The organism is Kribbella kalugense, assembly GCF_004365875.1.
Lineage (GTDB): Bacteria > Actinomycetota > Actinomycetes > Propionibacteriales > Kribbellaceae > Kribbella > Kribbella kalugense.
This window is the reverse complement of sequence record NZ_SODF01000001.1, coordinates 2,151,454-2,175,238: the sequence shown is the minus strand read 5'-3', so window position 1 is coordinate 2,175,238 and position 23,785 is coordinate 2,151,454. Positions and strand designations below refer to the sequence as shown.

Annotated in this window: 20 protein-coding genes and 1 riboswitch; of the genes, 4 read left to right on the top strand and 16 right to left on the bottom strand. The window is 68.2% G+C overall.

Features of this window, described 5'->3' with window-relative positions:
• Positions 1 to 35 precede the first annotated feature (35 nt).
• A complete protein-coding gene (locus tag EV650_RS10250; RefSeq protein WP_134117643.1) occupies positions 36 to 1,064 on the top strand; it encodes a LacI family DNA-binding transcriptional regulator in 1,029 nt (342 codons plus the stop codon).
• On the opposite strand, the gene EV650_RS10245 is transcribed toward EV650_RS10250, so the two are convergent.
• Both EV650_RS10245 and EV650_RS10240 read right to left on the bottom strand, forming a co-directional pair.
• A complete protein-coding gene (locus tag EV650_RS10245) occupies positions 1,041 to 2,105 on the bottom strand; it encodes a fatty acid desaturase family protein (protein WP_134117641.1) in 1,065 nt (354 codons plus the stop codon). The genes EV650_RS10250 and EV650_RS10245 overlap by 24 nt on opposite strands.
• 75 nt (positions 2,106 to 2,180) lie before the next feature.
• Positions 2,181 to 3,260: a fatty acid desaturase family protein gene (locus tag EV650_RS10240; protein ID WP_134117639.1), complete on the bottom strand. Its 1,080-nt coding sequence runs from the start codon at positions 3,258 to 3,260 to the stop codon at positions 2,181 to 2,183.
• 276 nt (positions 3,261 to 3,536) lie between these two features.
• On the opposite strand from EV650_RS10240, the gene EV650_RS10235 reads away from it, so the two are divergent.
• On the top strand, positions 3,537 to 4,262 hold the full coding sequence (locus EV650_RS10235; protein WP_166678077.1) for a GntR family transcriptional regulator: 726 nt from the start codon (positions 3,537 to 3,539) through the stop codon (positions 4,260 to 4,262).
• 3 nt (positions 4,263 to 4,265) lie between these two features.
• Here the strand turns inward: EV650_RS10235 and EV650_RS10230 are convergent, their stop codons facing one another.
• From EV650_RS10230 to EV650_RS10195, 8 genes are all read right to left on the bottom strand, one after another.
• Positions 4,266 to 5,666, bottom strand: coding sequence for an amidase (locus EV650_RS10230; RefSeq protein WP_134117635.1), 1,401 nt, complete (start codon positions 5,664 to 5,666; stop codon positions 4,266 to 4,268).
• On the bottom strand, positions 5,667 to 5,870 hold the full coding sequence (locus EV650_RS10225) for a hypothetical protein (RefSeq protein ID WP_134117633.1): 204 nt from the start codon (positions 5,868 to 5,870) through the stop codon (positions 5,667 to 5,669).
• A gap of 10 nt (positions 5,871 to 5,880) precedes the next feature.
• Positions 5,881 to 6,849, bottom strand: a complete 969-nt coding sequence (locus EV650_RS10220) for an ABC transporter ATP-binding protein (RefSeq protein ID WP_134117631.1) — start codon at positions 6,847 to 6,849, stop codon at positions 5,881 to 5,883.
• Positions 6,850 to 6,862: 13 nt separating this feature from the next.
• Positions 6,863 to 7,825, bottom strand: a complete 963-nt coding sequence (locus tag EV650_RS10215; RefSeq protein ID WP_134117629.1) for an ABC transporter permease — start codon at positions 7,823 to 7,825, stop codon at positions 6,863 to 6,865.
• The gene (locus tag EV650_RS10210; protein WP_134117627.1) at positions 7,822 to 8,766 is read right to left on the bottom strand and encodes an ABC transporter permease; all 945 of its coding nucleotides are present in this window, start codon (positions 8,764 to 8,766) and stop codon (positions 7,822 to 7,824) included. Before EV650_RS10210 ends, EV650_RS10215 begins: the two co-directional genes overlap by 4 nt.
• Before the next feature lie 3 nt (positions 8,767 to 8,769).
• Positions 8,770 to 10,374 carry an ABC transporter substrate-binding protein gene (locus tag EV650_RS10205; protein WP_134117624.1) on the bottom strand — a complete coding sequence of 535 codons (1,605 nt, stop codon included), beginning with the start codon at positions 10,372 to 10,374 and terminating at the stop codon, positions 8,770 to 8,772.
• A 1-nt stretch (position 10,375) separates the two neighbouring features.
• Entirely contained in the window at positions 10,376 to 11,383 is a 1,008-nt protein-coding gene (locus tag EV650_RS10200; protein WP_134117622.1) for an ABC transporter ATP-binding protein, read from the bottom strand.
• Positions 11,384 to 11,555: 172 nt separating this feature from the next.
• Positions 11,556 to 13,115, bottom strand: coding sequence for an amidase family protein (locus tag EV650_RS10195; RefSeq protein ID WP_166678076.1), 1,560 nt, complete (start codon positions 13,113 to 13,115; stop codon positions 11,556 to 11,558).
• 247 nt (positions 13,116 to 13,362) lie between these two features.
• Here EV650_RS10195 and EV650_RS10190 point away from each other — a divergent pair, with 247 nt between their 5' ends.
• Together EV650_RS10190 and EV650_RS10185 are read left to right on the top strand one after the other, a co-directional pair.
• Complete coding sequence (locus EV650_RS10190) at positions 13,363 to 14,889, top strand: alkaline phosphatase D family protein (protein ID WP_134117618.1); 1,527 nt, start codon at positions 13,363 to 13,365, stop codon at positions 14,887 to 14,889.
• Between the two features lie 95 nt (positions 14,890 to 14,984).
• Entirely contained in the window at positions 14,985 to 17,042 is a 2,058-nt protein-coding gene (locus EV650_RS10185; RefSeq protein ID WP_134117616.1) for a prolyl oligopeptidase family serine peptidase, read from the top strand.
• A 21-nt stretch (positions 17,043 to 17,063) separates the two neighbouring features.
• Here the strand turns inward: EV650_RS10185 and EV650_RS10180 are convergent, their stop codons facing one another.
• The 6 genes from EV650_RS10180 to EV650_RS10155 form a co-directional block, all read right to left on the bottom strand.
• Complete coding sequence (locus EV650_RS10180; protein ID WP_134117614.1) at positions 17,064 to 18,428, bottom strand: aminotransferase class V-fold PLP-dependent enzyme; 1,365 nt, start codon at positions 18,426 to 18,428, stop codon at positions 17,064 to 17,066.
• A 16-nt stretch (positions 18,429 to 18,444) separates the two neighbouring features.
• A riboswitch (SAM riboswitch) is annotated at positions 18,445 to 18,558 on the bottom strand.
• An 83-nt stretch (positions 18,559 to 18,641) separates the two neighbouring features.
• Positions 18,642 to 19,634: a LacI family DNA-binding transcriptional regulator gene (locus tag EV650_RS10175; protein ID WP_134117612.1), complete on the bottom strand. Its 993-nt coding sequence runs from the start codon at positions 19,632 to 19,634 to the stop codon at positions 18,642 to 18,644.
• Positions 19,635 to 19,690: 56 nt separating this feature from the next.
• Positions 19,691 to 20,458, bottom strand: a complete 768-nt coding sequence (locus EV650_RS10170; protein WP_166678075.1) for a 6-phosphogluconolactonase — start codon at positions 20,456 to 20,458, stop codon at positions 19,691 to 19,693.
• Positions 20,455 to 21,645, bottom strand: a complete 1,191-nt coding sequence (locus tag EV650_RS10165; protein ID WP_134117608.1) for an N-acetylglucosamine-6-phosphate deacetylase — start codon at positions 21,643 to 21,645, stop codon at positions 20,455 to 20,457. The genes EV650_RS10170 and EV650_RS10165 overlap by 4 nt, the downstream gene beginning before the upstream one ends.
• Complete coding sequence (locus EV650_RS10160) at positions 21,635 to 22,879, bottom strand: transglutaminase-like domain-containing protein (RefSeq protein ID WP_134117606.1); 1,245 nt, start codon at positions 22,877 to 22,879, stop codon at positions 21,635 to 21,637. Before EV650_RS10160 ends, EV650_RS10165 begins: the two co-directional genes overlap by 11 nt.
• The gene (locus EV650_RS10155; RefSeq protein WP_134117604.1) at positions 22,876 to 23,784 is read right to left on the bottom strand and encodes a carbohydrate ABC transporter permease; all 909 of its coding nucleotides are present in this window, start codon (positions 23,782 to 23,784) and stop codon (positions 22,876 to 22,878) included. Before EV650_RS10155 ends, EV650_RS10160 begins: the two co-directional genes overlap by 4 nt.
• Between the last annotated feature and the right edge of the window lies 1 nt (position 23,785).

Here is a 23,785-nt window from a genome sequence, read left to right as displayed (position 1 = left end):
AACCTCTGCGCAGCAGACGAAAGGGTGGGCCGGCGATGAGTTTCAGCGGGGTGAACGGGACGGGTCAGCGCCGGCCCACGATGAAGGAGGTCGCGGCCCGGGCGGGAGTGGCCTTGAAGACCGTGTCCCGGGTGGTGAACGAGGAGCCGAACGTCAGCCCGGAGCTGACCGCCAAGGTCCAGGCCGCGATCAAGGACCTGAACTACACCCCGAACGAGTCCGCCCGGATGCTGCGCCGCGGCAAGACCGGGACGATCGCGGTGGTGATCCGCGATATCGGCGACCCGTTCTTCGCGTCGCTCGGCCGTGCGGTCGAGCTATGGGCGCGCTCGTCCGGCTCGGTGGTGATGATCGGGCTGACCGACGAGGACCCGGAGCGGGAGAAGGATGTCTGCCTGGAGTTCGTCGCCCGTCGGCCGGACGCGCTGATCATGGCGCCGATCGGGGAGACCCAGGAGTATCTGGCGCCGCATGTCGACGCCGGGATGGCGGTCGTGACGATCGACCGCCCGGCCCACGGCATCGAGGCGGACGCCGTACTCGCCGACAACGCCGGCGGGATCGACCAGGCGATCGACCACCTGGTCCGGCAGGGTCACCGCCGGATCGCGTACCTCGGCGACGACGAGCGGATCTTCACCGCCCGCGAACGCGTGGTCGCCTACCGGGCCGCGATGGCCCGGCACCGCATCGACGTCGACGAGGACCTGGTCCACCTGTCCGAGCCGACCACCGAAGGCATCGGCATCACCCTGTCCGCCGTCCTCGACCGGTCCGAGCCGGCCACTGCGTTGCTGTCGGCAAACAACATGACGACGGCAGAGGTACTGCGTGGTCTGGCCGGCCGACGGGACCGGGTCGCGCTGGTGTCGTTCGACGACCTGGCGCTGGGGGACCTGCTCAGCCCGGGCCTGACCGCGGTCGCTCAGTCGGCCGACGTGATGGCGCGGACCGCGATCCAGCTGATGACCGAGCGTCTCCCGGAGCCACACCGCCCCGGCCGCACGGTCCGGGTCCCGGTGAAGCTGACGATCCGCGGGTCAGGCGAGATTCCGCCCGCCTGATCGGAGATCGGCGGCCAGCGGGCAGTCGAACGGGTCGCGGGCCCGGAGGCCGACGTTGTTCAGGTAGTCGATCACGATCCCGTACGACGCGAACAGGCCGGTTTCGGCGTACGCGATGCCTTGCAGTTCGCAGTACTCGCGGACGATCGGCTGGACCCTTCGCAGGGTCGGTCGCGGCATGCTCGGGAACAGGTGGTGCTCGATCTGGTAGTTCAGCCCGCCCATCGCGAGGTCGGTGAAGAAGCCGCCGCGGATGTTGCGGGACGTCAGCACCTGGCGGCGGAGGAAGTCGAGCTTCATCGACGCCGGCACGATCGGCATGCCCTTGTGATTCGGGGCGAACGCGGCACCGAGACAGACGCCGAAGACCGCGAGCTGTAGGCCGAGGAACGCGGTCGCCTTCCCGGCCGGCAGCAGCACGTAGAGCGCAGCGACGTACGCCGCGATCCGCGCAGCCACGATCGCGGCGTCGATGCGATCGGTGCGGCTCGCGTCGCGGCGCAGCAGGTGCGTCAGGCTGGACGCGTGCAGGCCGACGCCTTCGAGGGTCAGGAGCGGGAAGAACAGCCAGCCCTGTCGGGCCGCGAACCACTGCCCGACAGGTCCACGTTCGGTGACCGCGTCCGGGTGGAAGGCGAGCACCTTCAGCTGGACGTCGGGATCCTTGTCGACCTGGTTGGGCGCGCCGTGGTGACGGTTGTGCTTGCTACGCCACCAGCTGACGCTCATCCCGAGTACGGCGCCGGCCAGGATCCGCGCGGTCCAGTCGTTGCGGGCGGCCGAGTCGAAGATCTGCCGATGCGCGCTGTCGTGGCTCAGGAACGCGACCTGCACCAGCAGCAGCGCCAGCACGAACGCCAGCACCAGCTGGAACCAGGAGTTGCCGAGCAGTACGACGCCGGCCGCGACGGCCAGCAGTCCGGTCATGACCACACTGATCCGGACGAGGTAGTAGCCGTGGCGCCGCCGGAGCAGGCCAAGCTCCCGCACGGTCTGGAGCAGATCCGTGTAGAGGCTGACGTACTCCTGCTGGCCGCTCATGTCGACCAGCGTGATGACGTGGCGTGAAGGCGGGTGTGCGGCCACATGTCGCGGCGAAGTCGGCTTGGCAAAGTGCTATCCCCGGTACTGTGCGGCGAGTGGGCACTCGAACGGGTCCCGGGCTCGCAGGCCGACATTGTTCAGATAGTCCACCACGATCCGGTACGACGAGACCAGGCTGACCTCGGTGTACTTCACGCCGTGCAGTTCGCAGTACTCCCGGACGATCGGCTGGACCCTTCGCAGGGTCGGGCTCGGCATGCTCGGGAACAGGTGGTGCTCGATCTGGTAGTTGAGGCTGCCCATCGCGAAGTCAGTGGCGACGCCGCCGCGGATGTTGCGGGACATCAGCACCTGGCGGCGGAGGAAGTCCAGCTTCATCGTCCTCGGGACGAGCGGCATGCCCTTGTGGTTCGGCGCGAACGATCCGCCCAGGCAGACTCCGAAGACCGCGAGCTGCAGTCCCAGGAAAGCGCCGGCCTTGCCGATCGGCAGCAGCAGGAACAGGACTGTCAGGTATCCGGCCAGCCGGGTGACCACGATCGCGGCCTCGATCCGTTCGACCTTGGTCGCGCCGCGGCGGAGCAGGTGCTGCACGCTGGCGACGTACAGGCTCAGGCCCTCGAGCGTCAGCAGCGGGAAGAACAGCCAGCCCTGGCGACGGGTCAGCCACGCCTGGAATCCGGTCCGCTTGGCCGCGTGCTCGGGCGTGAAGGCGATGACACCGATGTCGATGTCCGGGTCCTTCTTCAGCTGGTTCGGCGCCTGGTGGTGCCGGTTGTGCTTCGACCGCCACCAGCTCGCACTCATGCCGATCACGCCGCCGGCGAGGAGCCGGGCGGTCCAGTCGTTCCAGGCGGCGGAGTCGAAGATCTGCCGGTGCGCACTGTCGTGGCTCAGGAACGCGACCTGGGTGAGCACCAGCGCCAGCGCACCTGCCATCAGCAGCTGGAACCACGAGTTGCCGAGCAGGCCGAAGCCGACCCAGACCGCGACGAACGCGCCGAGGACTAGACCGATCCGAATGAAGTAATACCGACGGCGCCGTTTCAGTAGTCCGAGCTCGCGGACGGTGCGGAGCAGGTCGGTGTACAGATTTGTGTACTTGTGTTGAGCCCGTAAGGGGTCATGGTCTTCGGCAAGCAGCTGTGACATGAGAAACGCCCCGGTTCTGTGTAGTGCATCGGTCGATGCGCTACCAGGTCCAAGGGCAGCGTCACGAGAAGGTGCTGTCGCCCCAACAGAACCATGTCCGGTGGCCACATACAAGGCCGGTCTCGTGCGCCAGGAAACGAGATATCGCTTGGTGGGCCCAGCGGGCCGCAGTACGGTGACCGGAATCTCAGGCTCCGGCTCCATCGGAGGAGATCCGTGACACACCCTTCCGCTCAGGGGCAGCGTTCGCGACGCGGTCCCGGACGCTCCCGCACGGTGCAATGGGTCTGCGACCTGCTCCGGACCGAGCTGCTCAGCGGCGACTGGGCCGAGACTCCGCTGCCGGCCGAGGACGCCCTGATCCGCAAGTACGGCGTCAGCCGCGGCATCATCCGGGACGTACTGGCGATCCTGGCCGAGCAGGGCTTGGTCGAGCGGGTTCGCGGCGCCGGGACGTTCGCCCTGACTCCGAGTGCGCTGCAGCACGGGATCGAGGTGTCCCGCGACCTCGCCCAGGACGTGAACGCCGAGGGCACCCGGGTGGCGATCCGGACCACCTATGCGAGCCTGCACCCGGCGCCGGCCTTCATCGCCGAGCGGCTCGAGCTCGGGACCGGCGCCGAGGTGGTGATCCTGGAATCGGTCACCTCGCTGGACGGGTACCCGCTCAGCATTCGGTCCGCGTTCCTGCCGGCCGACCCGTTCGCCGTACTGCTTCGCGGTCCGGCGACCAGCCTCAACAGGTCGCCGTACGAATTGATCGCCGACGTGATCCACGAGCCGGTCGGCGACACCGAACTGCAGATCGGCTGCTCGATGGCCGATCCGATCAGTGCCGCCTCCCTGCAGGTGGACGTCGGGTTCGCGCTGCTGGACACCAGCCGGGTCGTCAGGGCCCTCGACGGCCGTCCGCTGGAGTACAGCGTGTCGCACGCGCGCTCGGACCGGCTCCTGTTCGCGACCGTGATGCGCGGACCGGCCGAGCGCTCGGTGGCCTCGTGAGGCTCAGGCGGCCAGCGTGCCGACGGGCGGTACGGCGAGGTGCCAGTCGCTGACCCGCTGCAGCGCGTCGGCGACCTTCAGCACGGTGCCTTCGGCGAACGGCTTGCCGATGATCTGCATCGACAGCGGCAGTCCGCTCGTGGAGAAGCCGACGGGTACGGCGACAGCCGGCAGGCCGGTCAGGTTCCAGTGACCGGTGAAGCTCGGGACCTGCAGCCGCTTGCTCGGGGTCAGCTCCGCGGCCCGCTCGGCCGGCGTCGGTGCGGCCGGTGTGATGATCACGTCGTACTCGTCGAGTAGCGCGGCGACCTGGCGGGCGAAGTACCGGCGGAAGCGCTCGGCCTGCGCGATGTCGCCGGCGTTGTAGAAGGCACCGCGGGCAAGCGTCGGCCGGGTGTGTACGCCGTAGTCGGTCCAGCGGTTCACCAGGTTGTTGCGGTGGTACGCGTACGCCTCGGCGACCAGGATGATGTGGTTCGCGTCCTTGGCCTCGGCGGCGTGGGCGAGCTCCACCTCGGACGAGGACGCGCCCAGTCCGACGAGCTGCTTGACCGCGCTGAGTACGGCGTCGTGCATCTCGGGATCGAGCTGCTCATGATCGAAGAAGTACGAAGTCGGCAAGGCGATCCGCAGTCCGTCGACCGACCCGTCCAGGAGCCCGGTGTACGCCGGGACCGGCTGCTGAGCCGAGTTCGGGTCAGTCACGTCGTACCCCGCCATCACCTCGAGCAGCGCGGCGCAGTCCCACGCGCTGCGGGCCATCGGGCCGATGCTGTCCAGGCTGAAACCGAGCGGTACGACGCCACTCTTCGGGACCCGGCCGAACGTGACCTTCAGGCCGGTGTGACCGTTGACCGCGGCCGGACCGCGAACCGAGCCGCCCGTGTCGGTACCCAGGCCGCCGAGAGCGAGACCGGCAGCGACCGCGATACCGGTGCCGGAGCTCGAGCCGGCCGGCGTGTGCTCGACGTTCCACGGGTTGTGCGGGACCGGGAAGCCTTTGGTTGCGTCCGGCAACCCGATGGCGAACTCGCTGGTGGTCGCCTTGCCGACGAACACCGCGCCGGCCTGGCGTAGCCGGCTCACCACCGGCGCGTCGACGCCGCCGTTCCAGTCCGGTGCGAGCACGCGGCTGTTCGCCGTGGTCGGCGTGCCTTCGAGCGCGATGATGTCCTTGATCGCGAGCGGGATGCCTTGCAGCGGTCCGTGGTCCTCGCCGGCCGCCAGCGCGGCGTCCGCGGCAGCTGCCTGGTCGAGCGCGGCCTCGGTGGTGATCTCGACGTACGCGCCAAGGGCTGGGTTGAGAGCCGTGGCTTTGTCGAGGATCTGCTGGGTCAGAGCGGTTGAGGTGATGCTTCCATCGCGTAGTGCGGCGGCGGCGTCTTTGATGGTGATGGGGAGCATTCAGGCTTCCTTTCCGGCGGGGTAGAAGTCGAGCGGGTCGAATCTGATCGCGGGCTCGTCCGCGCCGAGGTCCAGCAGGTAGAGCGCGTCGGCGCCCTGCCGGACCAGCGGGTAGTCGCGGACGAACGTGGCCAGTTCGGTGTCGGAGACGGTCAGTTGCGCGGCGGTGAGCAGCGCCGGGACGATGTCGGCGGGTTCGGGCATGGTGGGCCTCCTAAGGAGTGGTGTACAGATGGCAAGCGACGGTCCGGCCTTCGCCGACCTGGATCGGCACGGGCACGACCTGCGCGCAGAGATCGGTCGCGAACGGGCAGCGGGTCCGGAACCGGCAGCCGCTCGGCGGATCGATCGGACTGGGAATCTCGGTGCTGTCCGCGGTGTCGACCGGCTCGTCGCGAGTGCTCTCGGCCGGGTCGAGGGTCGGCACGGAGGACAGCAGTAGCTGCGTGTACGGGTGCTTGGGCTCGTCGTACAACTGCTGCGCGCTGCCCTGCTCGACCACCTGGCCGAGATACATCACCGCGACGTCGTCGCTGAGGTAGCGGACCACGTTGAGGTCGTGGCTGATGAAGACATAGGTCAGGCCGTACTCGTCCTGCAGGTCGCTGAGCAGGTTCAGCACCTGGGCCTGGATCGACTTGTCCAGCGCCGAGACCGCCTCGTCCAGGACGACCAGCTTCGGTTGCAGGGCCAGCGCCCGGGCGATGTTGACTCGTTGCCGTTGGCCACCACTCAGCTGGTGCGGATACCGGGACGCGTACGCCGCGGGCAGTCCGACGTCCCGCATCACCGTGGCCACTCGCTCCGCGATCACCGACTTGGACGCGCCCTGCACCTGCAGCGGGAATGCGATCGACTCGCTGATCGTGGCCCGCGGGTTGAGCGCGGACGACGGGTCCTGGAACACCATCTGCATCTGCTTGAGTTCGCCCGGCGTACGGCGTTTGCCGGTGAGCATCTGCTTGCCGTCGAAGACCAGTTCGCCGTCGTCGGCCAGGTGCAGCCCGACGATCACCCGGGCCAGTGTGGACTTGCCGCAGCCGGACTCGCCGACGATGCCGAGCGTCGTACCGGGCCGGACCGTGAGTGAGACGTGGTCGACCGCGGACAGGGTGGCCCGGCGGCCGCCGGAGCGGACGTCGAAGGTCTTCGATATGTCGATCAGTTCTAGTAGATCAGCCATTGCTCCTCCTTTCTCATAGGCGGCTGTCCATCGCTTCCCGCAGCGCGTCGCTGGCCAGGTTGAAGGCCACCGAGGTGAGGAAGATGAAGAAACCGGGCACGATCGCGACCAGCGGCGCGACGCTGACCATGCCGCGCAGGCTGTTCAGCATGTAGCCCCATTCGGGTGCCGGCGGCGCCGATCCGAGGCCGAGGAAGCTCAGGCTGGCGGCGATGATCATCGCCACCCCGACCAGCCCGGAGGCGTAGACGATGACGTCGTTCAGCACGTTGGGCAGCACCTGAGTACGGGCGACCCGCAACGTGCTCGCACCGCTCAGCCGGGCCGCCTCGACGAACTCCTGTACGACGACCCGCCGAGTGGCGGACTCGGCCACCCGAGCGACTGGCGGGACGAACACGATTGTCACCGCGATGATCGTGTTGGTCAGCCCCGGACCGAGCGAGGCGCCGACCGCGATCGCCAGCAGGATCGCGGGGAACGCGTACAGCATGTCCATCGTCCGCATCAGCACCGTCCCGACCGCGCCCCGCATGATGCCCGAGGTGACGCCGATCGCTGTCCCGATCAGGGCCGCACCGATCGTCGGCACGAAGCCGGCGAGCAGCGACAACCGGCCGCCGTACAGAACGCGGGCGAGCATGTCCCGGCCCTGTTCGTCGGTGCCGAGCAGATGGCCGGGGGAGCCGACGTTCTGCAGACGGTCCAACGGTTTGCCGATCAGCGGGTCCGCGCTGGTCAGCAGTGGTGCGAAGATCGCGCCGAGGACCAGCAGGAGAACGATGCCGGCAGCAACCACACCCACCTTGTTGGTGGCGAACCTCCGAAGGGTCGCCTGCCAGAACGACTGCGGTTGTTCGCTGGTGCGGGCCGCGTTCCACTCGTCCCGGCGGCGCGCCGCCTCGTCTCGGTCGGCAGCCGTCGTACCGGCGCCGAAGCTCTTGTCGAGCAGGGTCGGAACCACTGCTTCGGTCATGAGACCGCTCCTCTCACCCGGGGATCGATCCAGGCCTGGAGCAGGTCGACGACGAGGTTCAGCAGGACGAACGTGACCGCGATGACCAGCGTTGCGCCTTGTACGACAAGCAGATCGCGGGCCGAGATCGCCGTGAACACGAGGAGACCCATCCCGGGCCAGCGGAAGATCGTCTCGACCAGCACCGAGCCGCCGAGCAGGGCGCCGATCTGGACGCCGGAGGTAGTGAGCACCGGAGAGATCGCGTTCCGCAGGATGTGCCGGCGTACCTCCCACTCGCTCAATCCCTTGGCCCGCAGCGTTTCGACGAAGTCCGCCCCGGCCACGTCGACGATGCTCGCCCTGGTTACCCGGGCCGTGATCGCCATCGTGATCAGCGACCCGGACAACACCGGCAGAACCAGACTTCGCAGCGCCATCAGCAGCCCCGAGTCGAGGTTCGCGCCACCTGACGGCAGCAGCCGGAGCCAGCCGGCGAACACCGCGAGCAGGATGATCGCCAGGAAGAACGACGGGATGCTCAACCCGGACAGACTGAGTACGCCGGTGAGCCGATCGATCAACGTGCCCCTCCGGGTGCCGGCGACGTACCCGAGCCAGAGACCCAGGCTGATCCCGAACACAGCCGAGACAAGGGCTAGTACGGCGGTGTTGCCCCAGGCCTGCATGAGCAGGTCGGAGACGTCCCGGCGTCGCTGGGCGGAGTACCCGAGGTTGCCCTGGAGCGCGTCACCCAGCCAGTGCAGGTACCGCAGCGGCAGCGGGTCGTTCAGCCCGAGCTCGTCGCGGATCGCCTGCCGTTCGGCGGCAGACATGTCGTCGCTGACCAGCGAGGCCTCGGCCGAGCCGGGCAGCACGTTCATCAGCAGGAACACGATGACGGAGACACCGAACAGGATCGGCACCGCCATCGAGATCCGGAGTACCGCGACACGCAGCATAGGTCAGTCCTCCTCGACCGTGATCTGGGTGAAGTCCACCCACCAGGACTGGGGCTGGACGTAGCCGTGCACCTTGGGACTGAGCACGCGCAGGTTGAGGTCGTGCATCCAGAACAGGAAGTACGCGTTCTTCAGCGCGACATCCATCATTTGCTGGAGATAGCGGTACTGCGAGGCGACGTCGGACTGCTGACTCGCAGCTGTGAGGGCCGCGTCGATCTTCGGGTCGCACAGCCCGGCCGCGTTCGGCAGTCCGCCGGGGCGGTTGCAGAAGAAGGTGGCGCTGTAGCCGGTCGGTATCATCCCGGCCGCGGGGGAGGCCCAGAGGATGTCGATATCGCTCCACTGCTTGGCGTTCAGGCCGTCGAGCCCGATCGAGATGATCGTGTTCCACTCCAGCGGCCGCAGGTTCGTGTGCACGCCGATCGCGGCGAAGTCGGCCTGGAGCTTCTGCATCATCGTGTCCGGGTACATGTTCCCGGAACCACCAGTCGGATAGGCCATCGTGATCGTCAGCTGACCGGGTTGATAGCCGGCCTCCGCGAGCAGTTGCTTCGCCTTGGCGACGTCGTAGCTGTAGCCCTGCGTCGCCTTCGTGTACGACGGATTGCCGTCGTACACGTACTCCGTCGCCGGGTAGCCGACGTTGTTCAGCAAGGCGGCCGTGCCTTGCCGGTCGAGCGCGTAATTGAGTGCCTGGCGCAACTTCAGGTTGTCCTTGAAGGGCGTTCGGAACAGGTTGAACCGCGGCATGATGCCGTGTGGGTACTTGCCCATCTCGATCTGGTAGTGCTCGTTGCGCAACTGCTGGACCGAGTCGGGCGACGGGACCTCAGCCCAGTCGACCTCACCGGATTGCAGCATCGACAGTCGCGAGGCAGGTTCGGGCTGCGGGTACAGCACGATCCGGCCGAGCTTGACCCTGCCACCCCAGTAGTTGTCGTTGCGGGTGAGCTCCATCTCCTCACCGTCGACGTACTTCGTCATCCGGAACGGACCGGTGCCGGAGGCGTGCTGGTTGTAGTTGTCGTTGCCGTACTTCTTCACCACGGCAGGGCTCGGGAAGAAGATGCCGGCCAGGTCCCACACCAGCCACGCGTACGGCTGCGTGGTGGTGATCTGGACGGTCCGGGCGTCGACTTTGCGCCAAGACTTGAAGTACCGGAACGCGGCGGCCGCGCTCGCCGCTGACTTCGAGTCGTAGTACGGCGACGTCTTGGTGCGGAGCCGATCGAACTGGAAGATCACCGCATCCGCGTCGAAGGCCGTGCCGTCGTGGAAATGCACGCCTTGACGGAGCTTGAAGGTCCAGGTGGTCAGGTCCTTCGACGTCGTCCACGACTCGGCGAGGGACGGCTGCGGCGTCGGCAGGGTGGTGGACTGGTCCAGGTTCAGGCGGGTGAGACCGTCGTAGATGTTGTTGCCGACGAAGCGGTAACCCTCGTAGCCCTCGTTCGGCGGGGTGGACGGGAACGGGATGTTGCCTGCGGACATGGCGATCCGGAGCTCACCCCCGGTCGGTGGCGGTCCGCTCGCCGCTGCCGACGTACATCCGGCCAGGACGACGAGCAGCAGCGCGAGGAGGGCGTGTTTGAGACGGAGGCCCATGTTAGGAGGCCAGTAGGCAGCTGCTCGAGTGGCCGTCGCCGACGAGTTGCGTGATCGGACGGACGTCCCAGCAGGCGCTGACGGCGTACCGGCAGCGTGGCGCGAAGGCGCAGCCGGGCGGCAGTTGGTCGAGGCTCGGCGGCGCACCGGGGATCGCGTTCGGGCGGCGGTCTTGGCCGGCCCGGACGTTCGCCTCGATCAGTCCCTCCGTGTAGGGGTGGGATGGGCGGGTCAGGACTTGGGTGGCAGTCCCGTGCTCGACGAAGCGGCCCGCGTACATGACCGCCACCTCGTCGGCGAGCTCCGCGGCGACGCCGAGGTCGTGCGTGACGATGACCAGACCCATGTCGATGTCGCGCTGGATCTGCCGGAACAACCGCATCATCCGGGCCTGCACGGTGACGTCGAGCGCGGTGGTCGGCTCGTCCGCCAGCAGCACGGTCGGGCGGCCGGCGATCGCCATCGCGATCACGACTCGTTGCCTCATGCCACCACTCAGCTCGGACGGGTACGCCTTCAGACGGGCGGCCGCGGACGGGATCCGCACCAGCTCGAGCAGTTCGAGTGCCCGCTGCCGCGCCTGCGCCTTGTCCAGTCCCTCGTGATGCTTACGGATCGCCTCGACCAACTGCTTCTCCACCGTGTAGACGGGGTCGAGGGCGGTCAGCGGATCCTGGAAGACCATCGACACGTCGCTGCCGCGAGCGGTCCGGCGGTCCCGCGGCGACATCGTCTGCAGATCCCGGCCGCCGACCGAGATCTCCCCGGTGACCAAGGTGGTCGGCGGGTTGATCCCGATGATCGAGCGCAGCATCGCGCTCTTGCCGCTGCCGGACTCGCCGATCACGGCCAGCACGCTGCCTCGCGGCACGGTGAACGACACCCCGTCGACCGCGCGGACCGCGCCGTACCGGCCGCGGAATTCGGTGACCAGGTCCCGCACCCGGAGTGCGGGCGCTATCGCGGGTGTCGTTGTCCCGGCGGCCCGGGTCTCAATCGTCAGCGACATTCTCAGATTCCTTCCAGGGGGATTCTCCGGGTGCTTTCAACGGAGCGGATTCGATGCTGAAAGCCCTGTGACAGAAGGGTTTCCAGCATCGAAGATATGGCCGTCATGTTTCATTCGCCGACCATTCCGGTATCTCGCTCGTAAACGATCCCGGGAATTGTCACAGTGGAATTCAGGCGTCGACCGCGAGCCATTCCGCGAACGGGACGGCGGTGGTGAAGGCCTGTGCGGCGCGGAGCAGCAGCGCGTCGTCGAACATCTTTCCGACCAGCTGGATGCTCACCGGCAGCCCGTCGCGCTTCTCGCACGGCACGGCGAGCGCCGGGTGCCCGGTGAAGTTGAACGGCCGGGTGTTCGCGACCGCGCTCTGCGAGACCGGGCTGCGCATCGCGGTGTCGAGTGCCGTCAGCGGGTCGTCGATCGGCTCGAACTTCGGCGCCTGCGTGACCGTAGTCGGCATCACGAGTACGTCGACGTCAGCCAGCACCCGGTCGTACGCCGCGATGAAGCCGGGGCGGACGTTCTGTGCCTTCGCGTAGAGCCGCCCGGCCCAGTACCGTCGGCTGAACTCTCCGGTCAGCAAGGTGAGCAGACCGCGCGGATCCAGCAGTTCCTGCCCGTGCTGCCAGGCACTGGTGATCGCCGCGATCGTGTCCTCGGGGTAGTAGGTCCGGGTGAACGCGCCGTAGAAACCGGCACCCCGGATCGCCAGTGCTGCCTCGGCCGACATCGCCTGCTGCGCCGTGCCGATCGTCAGGTGCTCCGGAACGGACACCTCGCTGACGACTGCGCCGAGCTTCTCGAACACCTCGATCGCCTGTTGAACGGAGTCGGTGACGGCTTCAGTCGCGCCGTCGAATCCTTCCCGCAGTACGCCGATCCGCAGCCCCTCGACGTCATCGGTCAGTGCCATGGTTGCGTCGTACCGCTCGGGGACCTCGCGGGTCTGTCTCGGGTCCAGGCCGTCGTACCCGGCGACCGCCTCGAGTGCGAGCGCGGCGTCGCGGACCGACATCGTCATCGGGCCGGTGTAGTCGATGCTCTGGTCGGAACCGAAGCCGATGCCGAAGTGCGAGATCAGGCCGAACGTCGGCTTGTGCCCCACGGTGCCGGACCACGACGCCGGGATCCGGATCGAACCACCCTGGTCGCCGCCGAACGAGATGTCCACGTCGCCGTCGACCAGTGCGGCCGCGGAACCCGACGACGACCCGCCGGTCAGGTAGGCCGGGTTGTGCGGGTTCATCGGGCGGCCGAAGTCGCCGACGCCGCCGCCGAAGCCGAAACCACCGGCCAGCCCGTTCATCACGTTCTTGCCGACGACAGTGGCGCCGGCCTCCAGTGCACGCTGTACGACGGTCGCGTCGAAGTCGGGCGTGTGCCCGGACAGCACGTGTGCGCCGAACGCCATCGGCATCCCGGCCACGGCGATGTGGTCCTTGTAGCTGACCGTCCGGCCGGTGAGGATTCCCTCGGCGCTACCGGGGATCGAACACTTCCAGGTCCAGGCGTTGTGCGGGTCCTCGTCCGCTCCGGGGCGGTACCCGGGTTCGCGGGCGCCGGGGAATCGCGGCGGCCGGACCTCGGGGGTCCGGGACTGGACGAAGTCGTCGAACTCGGCCAGCATCCGGCCGAGGTGAAGGCGGAAGACCGCCGCCTCTTCGGTGCCCAGCGTCACGCCGAGCCGTTCGGCGGCGGCTTGCAACTCGGGCAGATCGGGAACTCGGTACATGGCAGCCTCCTCGATCGTTTGATGGATCGACGGTCGCCAGGCCCGGTTACGCCGTACGCCCAATCGCATGCGCACCGTGTTAAGCGGGTTCGCCGGACCGGCAATCGGGCGCTGACCTGCACGGATGCTTGGGCACCGGGTCGGCAACGCGGGTACTCCGCCGGGCCAGCGCCGCCGATCGGGCAAGTTGGCACCCAGTTCGCGCCGGTGTCACCTGGGCGTCACCCGTGGGGCGCACCTTCGGGTCATGAAACTGAGTCGCCGCCAACTCCTGGCCGCATCCACCGTTGCCGGTGCCACCCTCGCCGTACCTGGGGTGGCCGCTGCGGCCCCGAATCTCGTCCGTCGCGACCGGCCGGCTCTGCCGTCGGGGATCGCGAGCGCCGACGTGACGCCGTCCTCGGCCGTCGTCTGGTCGCGGACCGACCGGCCCGGCCGGCTCGTGGTCCAGCTGACCAGCAGCGGCCGGTTCGACCGGGCGATCCGCCTACGCGGCCCGAAGACTTCGGCCGACGACGACTTCACCGCGCGGCTGCCGCTGCGTGGACTGCGTCCGGGACAGCGATACGACTACCGGCTCGGCTTCGAGGACGCGCACGGCCGGATCGGCGAGACGCTGGACGGTTCGTTCACCACGCCGGGACGCAACCGGCCGGTGTCGTTCGTGTTCACCGGTGACACCGCGGGCCAGGGGTACGGCATCAACCCGGAGCTCGGCGGGATGATCGCGTACAAGGCGATGCACGACACCCGGCCGGACTTCTTCCTGCACTCCGGCGACAACATCTACGCCGACGGCCCGCTCCAGGCCGAGCTGAAGGTTGCCGACGGCACCGTGTGGAAGAACGTCGTGACCGAGGAGGTCTCGAAGGTCGCCGAGACGCTGGCCGAGTACCGCGGCCGGTACAAGTACAACCTGCTCGACGAGAACGTGCGCTCGCTGTACGCCGACGTACCGCTGGTCGCGCAGTGGGACGACCACGAGACGCTGAACAACTGGTACCCGGGGGAGATCCTCACGGATGACCGGTACACGGAGAAGCGGGTCAATGTCCTGGCGTCGCGGGCGAAGAAGGCGTTCCTCGAGTACCTGCCGATGGAGCACGTGTCGGGGCGCGACCGGATCTACCGCAAGGTCAGCTACGGTCCGCTGCTCGACGTGTTCTGCCTCGACATGCGCACGTACCGTGGCGCGAACCCGGTGCCGTCGACTGTCGGCCCGGTCGCGATGCTCGGCGCCGAGCAGGCCGCCTGGCTGGTCCGCGAGGCCGCGGCCTCGAAGGCGACCTGGAAGGTGATCGCCAGCGACATGCCGCTCGGCCTGCTGGTGCCGGACGCCGACCTGGTCGAGGCGGTCGCGAACGGTCTGCCGGGCGCTCCCGGTGGTCGCGAGCACGAGATCGCGTGGGTGCTGAGCCAGTTCAAGAAGCACAAGGTGCGGAACGCGGTCTGGCTGACCGCCGACGTGCACTACGCGGCGGCGCACCACTACGACCCGTCCCGGGCGGCGTTCACCGACTTCGATCCGTTCTGGGAGATCGTGGCCGGCCCGATCAACGCCGGCACCTTCGGACCGAACGCGCTGGACAGCACCTTCGGGCCGGAGGTCGTGTTCTCGAAGGTGGCCGATTTCCCGAGCCAGTCACCGGCCGGCGGCAACCAGTTCTTCGGCTACACCGAGATCGACCCGCGGACCCGTGTGTTCACCGTGTCGCTGCGCAACCTGTTCGGCCACGTCCTCTGGACCAAGGACCTCACCCCAACCCGTCACTGACGGGCCCGTCGTGCTCACCCGGCTCCGGCGCCTGTGCGGGATGCCGCCCACCGGAGCCGGTGAGTACGACGCAGTGTTCAGGTTAGGTTTGCCACATGACCTATCCGGAGAGCCGCCGCGACGACCTGGTCGAGACACTGCACGGGCGTGAGATCGCCGACCCGTATCGCTGGCTGGAAGACCCTGACTCACCCGCGACCCAGGACTGGGTCCGCAGGCAGAACGAATTCACCCAGGCCGAGCTCTCCGGCTACCCGGAGCGCGAGTGGTTCCAGACCACGATGTCCGCGATCCTCGCACGGCCACGCGCCGGTGTCCCCGAGAAGAAGGCGGGCTGGTACTTCGTCGGCCGCAACGACGGGACGCAGGCCCAGGAGGTGATCTTCGTGGCCGAGTCGCTGGATGAGCTCCTGTCCGGCGGCCGGGTCCTGATCGACCCGAACACCCTGTCCGCGGACGGCACCGACTCACTGGGCACGTTCACCGTCAGCCCGGACGGGAAGTACTTCGCGTACGGCATCAACGAGAGCGGTAGCGACTGGACGACGTTCCGGCTGCTCGACATCGCCACCGGCAGTCCGGTCGACGACGTGGTGTCGGAGGCCAAGTTCAGTGAAGCAGTCTGGCTGCCGGACAGTTCGGCGTACCTGTACCTGCACTACCCGACGAGTGGGCGTAGTGAGGGCACTGAGACCACCGCGCAGTCCGGTGGGCGGCTGACGCTCCACCGGGTCGGCACACCGCAGTCCGAGGACGAGCTGGTGCTGAACTTCCCCGGTGAGGACCAGTTGTTCATCGCTCCGGAGGTGTCCGATGACGATCGGTACCTCGTCGTCCACGTCACCGAGGGCACTGACCCCGGCACCCGGCTCTGGGTCTACCCGATCACGTCGGACGGGCTGGGCGAGCCGGTGAAGGTGGTGGACTCGTTCGACGACGAGATCGCCTTCGTGCGGATGTCCGGTGACCAGCTGGTACTGCGGACCGACCGGGACGCGTCTCGCGGTCGCGTGGTGCTGTCGTCGCTGGATGGCGAGTTCACTGACCTGATCCCGGAGGGTGAGGCGACGCTGCAGGCGGTCCGCGGTACGGCGGACGGTCTGGCCACGCTGACTCTTGTCGATGCGCAGCCGGTGCTGACGCTGTTTGGGCTGGATGGTTCCGGCAGGCGCGTGGTCGACGTACCTGGTGGGGGAGTGGTCGGCCTCAACGGCGGACCGGAGTACGACGAGCTGTTCATCGGACTGTCGACGACAACCGATCCCACGCTGTCGTATGTCGTCTCGACCGGGTCCGGTGACGTGCGTCCGCTGCCCGAGCTGGTCCGTGGCTCTGGCGGGTTCACACCGCCTCAGGTCACCGTGACGCGTCAGATCGCTCCAGGCCGCGACGTACCGTATTTCCTGATCACCCGGTCGGACCTGGACTTCTCCACCCCGCGCCCGACGCTGATGTGGGGGTACGGCGGGTTCCGCATCCCGGTCCAGGCCGACTACCGACCGGGCTGGCCGGCCTGGCTCGCTGCGGGCGGAGTGCTGGTCATCGCGAACCTGCGCGGCGGTGGTGAGTACGGGACCGAGTGGCACGACGCGGGGCGGCTGAAGAACAAGCAGAACGTCTTCGACGACTTCATCGCGGTCAGCGAGCACCTGCGCGACACCGGAGTGACCACGCCGGCCCAGCTGGCGATCCACGGACGCAGCAACGGAGGACTGCTCGTCGGAGCGGTCATGACGCAACGACCGGACCTGTTCGCGGTCGCACTGCCCGGTGTCGGGGTGCTGGACATGCTGCGGTTCCACAAGTTCACCGTGGGAGCGGCGTGGGCGTCCGACTTCGGTTTGCCCGACGATCCGGAGCAGTTCGAGGACCTGTTGGCTTACTCGCCACTGCATCGCGTCAGCGACGGTACGGCGTACCCGGCGACGCTGGTGGTCACCGGTGACCACGACGACCGGGTCGTTCCGTTGCACAGCCACAAGTTCATCGCGGCGCTGCAGCACGCCCAGTCCGGTCCGCAGCCGGTCTTGACCCGGGTAGAGGTCAACACCGGCCATGGCTTCGGAAAACCGGCCGCGATGATCGCGTCGGAGTGGGCAGACCTACTGGCGTTCGCTGCTCACCACGTAGGTCTAACGCCTCCTGAGCAGTAGGAGGGCTCGCTGCTGTTGGGGCTACCAGATCTGAGGGGCCTTGAGGTCGCGGGGATCGTCGCACGGCTGACAGCCGTGCGCGGTCTCCGCGTACTCGCTCTGCGGACCAGTGGTCGCCAGCGTGCGTACGGCGCTGACGAGCCGGTCCACGTGCTCGCGCGTAGTCCCGAGGCCGAGGCTGGCGCGGACCGCCGTACCGTGCTCGGGGGAGTCGGCGAGGAGGTGGCCGACGAGCGGGTGGGCGCAGAACTTGCCGTCGCGGACCCCGATGCCGTACTCCGCGCTCAGAGCTGCTGAAACGAGCGTCGAGGTCAGTCCGGCGACCGTGAAGCAGACGGTGCCTACGCGGTCCGCATCCGCGCCGAAGATCGAGTACGTCGTGACCTTGTCGATCTGGGCGAGCCCGGTCCGCAGGCGGGCCAGCAGGCTGCGCTCGTGCTGCTCGATCGCATCGCGGTGCTTGCTGATCGCAGCACACGCACTCGCCAGAGCAATGGCCCCGATGACGTTGGGAGAGCCGCCCTCATGCCGGGCCGAGCCGGTCGCCCACACCACGGTGGTGTCCGTGACCGCGTGGGTCGCGCCACCGCCGTACAGGTAGGGGTCGGCGGCGTCGAGCCAGTCGGAGCGGCCGATCAGCGCGCCGGCGCCGTACGGCGCGTAGAGCTTGTGACCGGACAGCGCGACCCAGTCGACGTCCAGGGTGGCGATGTCGACCTGGCGGTGCGGAGCCAGCTGCGCGGCGTCGAGGCAGACCCGCGCGCCGTGCGCCTTGGCCACCTTGGCGATCTCTGCGATCGGGAAGATCTCACCGGTGACGTTCGACGCGCCGGTGATGACGACGAGCCGCGGACCGTCCGGCGCCTGCCGGAGTGCATCCGCGACCTTCGTCACGGCGTCGGTCTGGCTCGACGGCGCGGCCAGGCGAACGGTCCGCTCAGCCGGCCAAGGCAGGAGAGCAGCGTGGTGCTCGGACTCGAACACGATCACCGTCGCGTCCGCCGGCACCGCGTGGGCCAGCAGGTTGAGCGCGTCGGTGGTCTGCCGGGTGAAGATCACCTGGTCGTCCTGACGTGCCCCGACGAAGGCGTGCACCTCTTCGCGAGCCCGCTCGTACCACTGGGTGGTGATGCGGGAGGCGTACCCGTTGCCGCGGTGCACCGAGGCGTACGACGGCAGCGCAGCCTCAACGCTGGCCCGGACGGACTCCAGGCACGGCGCGCTCGCACCGTGGTCAAAGTTCGCGTAGTCCGTCACCCGGCCGTCGGCCAGCGGGACCAACAGGTCCGAGCCGACCGTGGCGGGGATGCTGCCGGTGGCGAGCCGGCTGATCGTCGGCCGCGGAGTGGTCACACTGGCCGGTTCGAGGATGGAGAGGATCGACATGCTGCTGCTCCCGGGAAGTCCGCGCTTGCCGAGCGGGGTATCCGCACGGCCTGGTCTTCACCCGGGGCACCCCACCGCGGAGGAGGGTTGCCGGCCAGCGAGCCGGGGCTTGACGCTGACACTCATGACCTGCCGAGAACGGTAACGAACGGGCCACGGCCGGCGCCAGTGCCTATCTCGCTCAGTGAGACAGGCGGGCACATCGTGAGATGGCTACCTCGCGGCGGGCGCGGGACCGGTGGAACCGCGGATGATCAACCGGGTCTCGAGCTGCACCAGGGTCGGCTGTTCCCGGTCGGCGTCGTCGAGCTGCTCCAGGAGTAGATCGACGGCGACCGTGCCCGCCTCGGCGCCGGGCACGTGAATCGACGTGAGTGTGGGATAGGCGACATCGGACATCGGGCTGTCGTCGATACCGATCACGCTGACGTCGCGCCCCACCTGCAGCCGGTGCTCGGCCAGCCTCGCCATCAGGCCGAGCGCGATCAGGTCGTCGTACGCGATGACCGCGGTCGTCCCGCTGGTCTGCACCAGGTCGGCAGCGCGGACGCCGGCCTGGACCTGCGGCTCGAACGGGCCGAACTCGACCAGCTCAACGCCGTACTGCGTGCACGCCTCCTGCAGCGCGATCCGCCGCCGTTCGTTGGACCACGACCGGCGTGGTCCGTTCAGGTAGCAGATCCGACGATGGCCGAGCGCGGTCAGGTGCTGGACCGCCTGGGTGATGCCGTCGGAGTTGTCGATGATGACGCTCTGCGCACCCTCGACCTGCCGGTTGACGAAGACGACCGGCGACAGCTCGATGAACTCGGCCAGCCGTTCCTCCGCGGTCCGCGGCGAGACCAGGATCAGGCCGTCGACCTGCTTGCTGAGTACGGCGGCCCGCTCGAGCTCGTCGCTGGCGTGCTCGTCGGTGTCGGCCAGCAGGACCGCGGTGTTCTTCCGCCCGGCCCGCGCCTGCACCGCCTTGATGATCGGCGGGAAGAACGGGTTCGCGATGTCCGGCACGATCAGGCCGATCACCCCGGTCCGCCCGAGCGCGAGCGCCCGGGCGATCGGGTTGGTCATGTAACCCATCTCGCGGGCGACCCGCTGGATGCGTTCCCGGGTCTGCGGGTTCACCCGGTCCGGGTCGGACAACGCGCGGGACACGGTCGACAGCGACGTGTCGCACGCTTTCGCGATGTCGGCAAGAGTGACCCTCACCGTTCTCCCTCCGAGTGCCGAGCGACACCGCAAACCCTAGCGGAAACGCTTCCCATCTACTGGCCGGTGTCGAGACGCGCCGACGACTCGTCGTCGAGGAACAGCCGCACCTGCGGGGTGGTCTGCAGGATGGATGCCGGGCAGTCCGGGGTCACCGGGCCGGTCAGGGCGCGTTCGACCGCGGGCGCCTTGCGCGCCTCCGGCGTGACCACGAGTACGGCGCGGGGCCGCAGCAGCGCGTGGATCGTCAACGACAGCGCCTGCTTGGGTGTCTCCTCGAGCGACGGGAAATGACCCTCGCCGACCTGCTGCTTGCGGGCCGCGTCGTCGAGCGTCACCAGGTGGATCAGCTCGCGCGTCTCGAAGTCGGCGGGCGGATCGTTGAAGGCGAGGTGCCCGTTCTCCCCGATGCCCATCACGCAGATCGCCGGGTCGAGGGTGCGGAGCAGTTCGCCGTACCGCTCGAGTTCCTCCTCGATCGGCTCGTGGTCGCCGCGGACACCGTGGAACGCCTTCAGCGGCACGTGCGACGCCAAGTTGTCGTGCATCCAGCGGCGGAAACTGGCCGAGTGGTTCTCGTCCATCCCGAGGTACTCGTCCATGTGCAGAACGGTGATCCGGGACCAGTCGATGTCGTCGCGTTCGCGGGCCGCCTTGATGAAGCCGAGTTGCGAGTTGCCGGTCGCCAGGATGACGGCGAGCTCGTCCCGCTGCTCGAGCTCCGCCTTGACCGCGGCCGCGAAGTGTTCGGCGGCGGCCGTGCTGAGTTCGCCGGACGAGTCCGCGACGAACACCTCGAGCTCGCCGTACCGCAGTTCCTTCACCGTGGTGGTTCCTTTCCAGTCAGTGCGTCGATGTCGTTCCAGTGGCCGCCGACAGCGACGGCCCTGAGAGTCAGGTCTTCGGTGAACAGCGCGAAGTCCGCGTGGCATCCGGGCGCGATCCGGCCGACGTCGGCCAGACCGGCTGCGCGGGCCGGAACAACCGATGCCATCGCGACCGCCTCGGGTAGTTCGATCCCCAACGCCTCCAGAGCGATCGGGATCATCGCCGGCAACAGCGTCGTACTGCCGCCGAACGCTGTCCGGTCGAGCGTCATGCCGACGCCGTCCGAGACGACGTACTCACGCCGGCCCATCCGGTAGTGCTCGCCGTCCGGCAGGCCGGCGCCTGGTGTGGAGTCGGAGACCAGACACAGCCGTCCGCGCAGGCAGCGGTGCGCCAGCCGGAGCAGAGTCGGCGGGAGGTGCTTGCCGTCAGCAATCATTTCCACGGTCAGGCCGTCGGACGTCAGGGTTGCCTCCAGCAGGCCAGGCTGCCGCCACGGACCCCGTCGTACCGTGCTGGACTGGCCGCTGAAGATGTGGATCACGTGCCGTAGACCGGCTTCCTGACAGGCGAGCAGGTCCTCGTCCCGACCATCGCTGTGCCCGGCCGCAGGCACGATGTCCGCCTCGACGAGCCGCCGCGTGAGGGCGACGGCACCGGGCAGTTCAGGGGCGTAGCTGATCATCCGGATCGCTGCGGCCTGATCGAGCAGCCGGTCGATCGAGCCGTCGTCCGGAGATCGCAGGTGGTCCGGGTCCTGTGCGCCGCACTGCGCGCGAGCGAAGTACGGCCCTTCCAGATGCGCACCCGGTATGCGCGGCAGGCCCGGCTCGCCCTGGAAGGAGGCGATCGCATCCACGGCGGCCTCGATGTCTTCCAGCGGAGCGGTTGCAATGGTCGGAAGCACGGTGGTGACCCCGGCGGCCAGGAGGCCGGACAGAGCGGCCCGGGTCGCGGGCTTCGTGCCCTCGTTGAAGCTGTGCCCGCTGGCGCCGTGCGTGTGGATGTCGATCAGTCCCGGCGTCAGGATCCCGTCGCCGAGATCCCGGCGTACGGCATCCGCGGGGACCTGTGACGCCGGGACGATCGCCTCGATCCGGCCGTCGCGGACGAGTACGGCGTGGTCGTCGAGTACGGCGTCCTCGAGGACCACCCGCGGTCCGACGAGCGCTTCAGCGGGCATTTGCGGCGACCTTCACCTGAACGGCCGGCGGAGCCTCGAACCAGTCCTGGCCGGCGAAGTAGCGGAACATACCGAACCCTGTATCCCGGCACCGCTCGTCCCACACCAGATCCAGCTCGGTGTACGACGCGGCGCCGTGACCCGGGGGAGTGAGGTCGGGCCGTGACAGGAAATCGCTGCGCGGCCACAAGGCACGGTTGCGGAAGCACACGCCCTTCAGCAGGTTCTCCTCGAACCACGTCCGCTGCGACGGCATCGTCAACCGGTCCTCGATCCCGGGGCCTGCGACCACGTGGTGCCGTAGGTCGGTGCCGAGTTCACGGATCGTCTGCAGATCGGCAGGTCCGTCCGGCGTGACCACCGTGACGTCGAAGGTCGGATCGAGCATGACCCAGCGTCCCAGTCGCTCGCTCCACACCTCGCTGACGAAATGACCGTCGTACCCGTTGATCGAACCGGTCAGAACCGCACACCGCGCTGGGATCCCGAGTGCCTGACACGCCGCGGTCAGCACCAGGGCGTAGTGCACGCACATGACCACTGGGAGGTTGCCCGCATGGCCCTGCTCGCTCGCACCCCAGGAGAGGATCGTCGGTGGGTCCCAGGGCGTGTACTGGCTCGCCTCGCTGGTGTTGCGATACCGCCACGAACGGCAGACCCACGTGCTCAGCGCCTGCGCCGTGGTCAACGGATCACTCGACTGCAGAGCCTCCGCCGGCAGCTGCTCGAGGAACGCCCGTACGGCGGGATGCTCGACGTCCTCCCAGACCGGGGCCGGCGGCTGCGGGTCGTCGACCCCTTCAACACGCGCCCGGACCACGTAGCGCCCGGGTGCCAGGTGGAGGTGGCCGATGCGATCGGCCGACCAGGTGCCGCCGGCATCGATCGACAGCTCGTCACCGCCGACGGTCGTGTGGTCGACGCCGACGGTCCACGCGTCCATCGCATTGCCACGCGAAGACAGCGTCACCGACCCGGCGCCGGCATCGCGTGGAAGGGTCAGCTCGCGCCACGTCAGTACGGGGTCGTTGGTCGCCGGAATCGCGCCGACCGGAGTGTCGCCGATCTGGATCTCGAGCGGTGGTCCGTCCGCGCGATGCGACCGCGCCAGCACGTAGAGCGTCGAGGCTTCGCTATCGAGGTCGAGCCGACTCCGTGCGTACCGCCGGCCGTTCACCTCCTCGCCGAGGGTCGCCACGACCCGACCGGTCTCCTTCGCTACCAACCCGCTCATTTGCCGGCTCCCAGGGTGAGGCCCGCCATGATCCGGTTCGACAGCGCGACGAACACGATGAACGACGGGACGACGATGATCATGACCGCCGCGAACATGGCGGCCCAGTTGCTGTTGTACTGCATGGTCTGGCGCAACCCCATCAGGCCGACCGGCAGCGTCTTGTTCCCGTCCGAGCTCAGCAGCAGCTGGGCCAGCAGGAACTCCTGCCAGATCATCACGAAGTTGAAGATCGCGGCCGTGAACAGCCCCGGTGTCGCGATCGGCATCATGATTCGCCAGAAGATGCCCAGCTCGGAGCAGCCGTCGACCGCTCCGGCCTCCTCCAGCTCGGACGGGAGCGACCGGAAGAAGCCGGTCAGCAGGATGATCGTGAACGGTATCGACACACCGACGTACGTCAGGGTCAGTCCGGCCCGCGTGTCGATCAGTCCGATCTGCACCAGCAGGACGTACAGCGGAACGAGGATCAGCTGGAACGGCAGTCCCATGCCCGCGATGAAGTAGTAGTTGATCAGCGTGCTGCCACGGAAGGGGATCCGGGACAGCACATAGGCGGCTGGTGCCGAGATCGCCACCGTGATCACCACCGACACACTGGTGACCAGGACGCTGTTGACGAAGTAGATGCTCATGTGGGCCGTCGTCCAAGCGGCGCTGTAGTTCTTCGCCCCGTCGGCGGACGGATTCTTGGGCAGCGCCCACGGCGAGCCGAAGATCTCGACGTTGCTCTTGAGCGACCCGCTGAACAACCACAGCAGGATGAAGATCGTCAGGGCGGCCCACAGCCCGAGCACGACGTAGTACGGAAGGTTTCCGATCAGCCGGCCCGGCGTGAGTCGAGGCCTGTCCTGCTCGAGCGGGTGTTGCCTGGCCGGCGTGACGACCTGTGTCGCTGTATCCATA

Excerpts from the sequence above, each read along its gene's own strand:
- EV650_RS10195 (WP_166678076.1), bottom strand. The coding sequence starts at position 13,115 with ATGTACCGAGTTCCCGATCTGCCCGAGTTGCAAGCCGCCGCCGAACGG.
- EV650_RS10155 (WP_134117604.1), bottom strand. The coding sequence starts at position 23,784 with ATGGATACAGCGACACAGGTCGTCACGCCGGCCAGGCAACACCCGCTC.
- EV650_RS10180 (WP_134117614.1), bottom strand. The coding sequence starts at position 18,428 with ATGTCGATCCTCTCCATCCTCGAACCGGCCAGTGTGACCACTCCGCGG.
- EV650_RS10215 (WP_134117629.1), bottom strand. The coding sequence starts at position 7,825 with ATGACCGAAGCAGTGGTTCCGACCCTGCTCGACAAGAGCTTCGGCGCC.
- EV650_RS10220 (WP_134117631.1), bottom strand. The coding sequence starts at position 6,849 with ATGGCTGATCTACTAGAACTGATCGACATATCGAAGACCTTCGACGTC.
- EV650_RS10185 (WP_134117616.1), top strand. The coding sequence starts at position 14,985 with ATGACCTATCCGGAGAGCCGCCGCGACGACCTGGTCGAGACACTGCAC.
- EV650_RS10190 (WP_134117618.1), top strand. The coding sequence starts at position 13,363 with ATGAAACTGAGTCGCCGCCAACTCCTGGCCGCATCCACCGTTGCCGGT.
- EV650_RS10240 (WP_134117639.1), bottom strand. The coding sequence starts at position 3,260 with ATGTCACAGCTGCTTGCCGAAGACCATGACCCCTTACGGGCTCAACAC.
- EV650_RS10245 (WP_134117641.1), bottom strand. The coding sequence starts at position 2,105 with ATGAGCGGCCAGCAGGAGTACGTCAGCCTCTACACGGATCTGCTCCAG.
- EV650_RS10200 (WP_134117622.1), bottom strand. The coding sequence starts at position 11,383 with ATGTCGCTGACGATTGAGACCCGGGCCGCCGGGACAACGACACCCGCG.
- EV650_RS10165 (WP_134117608.1), bottom strand. The coding sequence starts at position 21,645 with ATGCCCGCTGAAGCGCTCGTCGGACCGCGGGTGGTCCTCGAGGACGCC.
- EV650_RS10225 (WP_134117633.1), bottom strand. The coding sequence starts at position 5,870 with ATGCCCGAACCCGCCGACATCGTCCCGGCGCTGCTCACCGCCGCGCAA.
- EV650_RS10205 (WP_134117624.1), bottom strand. The coding sequence starts at position 10,374 with ATGGGCCTCCGTCTCAAACACGCCCTCCTCGCGCTGCTGCTCGTCGTC.
- EV650_RS10210 (WP_134117627.1), bottom strand. The coding sequence starts at position 8,766 with ATGCTGCGTGTCGCGGTACTCCGGATCTCGATGGCGGTGCCGATCCTG.
- EV650_RS10160 (WP_134117606.1), bottom strand. The coding sequence starts at position 22,879 with ATGAGCGGGTTGGTAGCGAAGGAGACCGGTCGGGTCGTGGCGACCCTC.
- EV650_RS10250 (WP_134117643.1), top strand. The coding sequence starts at position 36 with ATGAGTTTCAGCGGGGTGAACGGGACGGGTCAGCGCCGGCCCACGATG.
- EV650_RS10230 (WP_134117635.1), bottom strand. The coding sequence starts at position 5,666 with ATGCTCCCCATCACCATCAAAGACGCCGCCGCCGCACTACGCGATGGA.